Genomic DNA, 1,297 nt, shown 5'->3' on the forward strand with positions numbered 1-1,297 from the left:
AAATTCCGAAGTTCCAAAAGCCACTCTTCGGAACGACGCCACCTTCCGCCCTGTCAGGTCTCGTTGTTCAGACCTTCCTTAACCACTAGCAGATAGAAGCTTTCCATTGATGGCCTGTGGCTTGAGAGGGCCCGCCAGATCGCCTCAGGTGTTCGAGAAACAACAGGTGCCTCTCCGCGATCGCAGAATAGAGGCAGCGATGTTTCAGCGAAATTGAGGTGTAGCAGAACTGTCCTGTAGGAGTGTCTGTAGTTTGCCCAGTGCTCGGTGAGCTCTTTTTCTAAGGCTGCTCGATCATCGTCGTTGAGCGTGGGAGATCCTGACGCCTTTGAGTGTTTCGTTCGAATGTGGATTCGCCCGGCGATAACATGCGCCTCGGCCAAGCACTCGGAAAGAGCGCTTCTGAAGGTCGTGATCCAATCTTTCCGGAAGTCTGAGACCTTGCTTTCTTTGTCAGCTATCAGCTTGGCAGCTGCGAGTGAGGCGGCAATCGTCGCCGCCGCTAGGGTCATGAGATCCTTCGGATCGATTGCCATGGAGGTCGAACTCTTATCTGGTATGTGGCGGTGAAGATCTAGTTTACTATTGCCCAGAAGGGATAGGAACTTCAGGAAGTAAGGATGAATAGGGGGATGGTGCTTCGGTGGGCTCGCTGCTATGTTCGCGCTGGGGATCGGCCTTGAACATTCTCGGTCAGCGGCCCGTACTTGCCTGCATCGAAATGGATTTGCGGCGGCACTTTAAGGAGCTTCGTGCAAACAAAGCTACTTATACAAGTGCGCCTGTCTTTGCGCTTGAGCATCATCTCACTTGCGCGGAACGAGAGCGACTTGGGGAGTTGCTGTCAGATCAAGTCCGCTTAGATGGCAAGTTGACCGACGAATTTTGGATCTCTTGGGTAGTGTTTGCTGCTGAGCACGGGTATCAGTTCGCCGGGCTGGAGTACTGGGATTCGTTTGAGCGCAAAGCTCCGCGCTGGCATCACGTCGACTATCGGCAGAACCTGCGCAAGTGGTTTGAGCGCTTTGAGAAAAGCTACGGCGGTGCTAAGCCGAGCGGATCTTGGGCCAAGAAGCATCCCTATATCAGTTGGCCAGTAACTCATGCTCTTCTGCCTCAAGATCTTCAGATCTCGCTAGCGCAGGCGTTTCATGCTGCCCAGTCTCACTTAAGCAATGCATCAGGTATGCCTGACGCAGAGCTGGGACGACTAATTGGTCGTTACTCGATTGACCCAAAGGATCGCTATCGAAGATTCCTTCAAGAGGAGGAGATCGTTGTCACCAGCACTTTTAAT

The 1,297-nt window shown here is 53.0% G+C and carries 2 protein-coding genes; one reads left to right on the top strand and one right to left on the bottom strand.

The features are described from left to right. Positions 1-53: 53 nt before the first annotated feature. The gene (locus tag J7360_RS19915) at positions 54-536 is read right to left on the bottom strand and encodes a hypothetical protein (RefSeq protein ID WP_209034612.1); all 483 of its coding nucleotides are present in this window, start codon (positions 534-536) and stop codon (positions 54-56) included. Positions 537-679: 143 nt separating this feature from the next. On the opposite strand from J7360_RS19915, the gene J7360_RS19920 reads away from it, so the two are divergent. Then, positions 680-1,297 (top strand): hypothetical protein (locus tag J7360_RS19920; RefSeq protein ID WP_209034614.1); only part of this gene is annotated, 618 nt, incomplete at its 3' end.

Source organism: Xanthomonas sp. D-99, from assembly GCF_017746145.1.
GTDB lineage: Bacteria > Pseudomonadota > Gammaproteobacteria > Xanthomonadales > Xanthomonadaceae > Xanthomonas > Xanthomonas cissicola.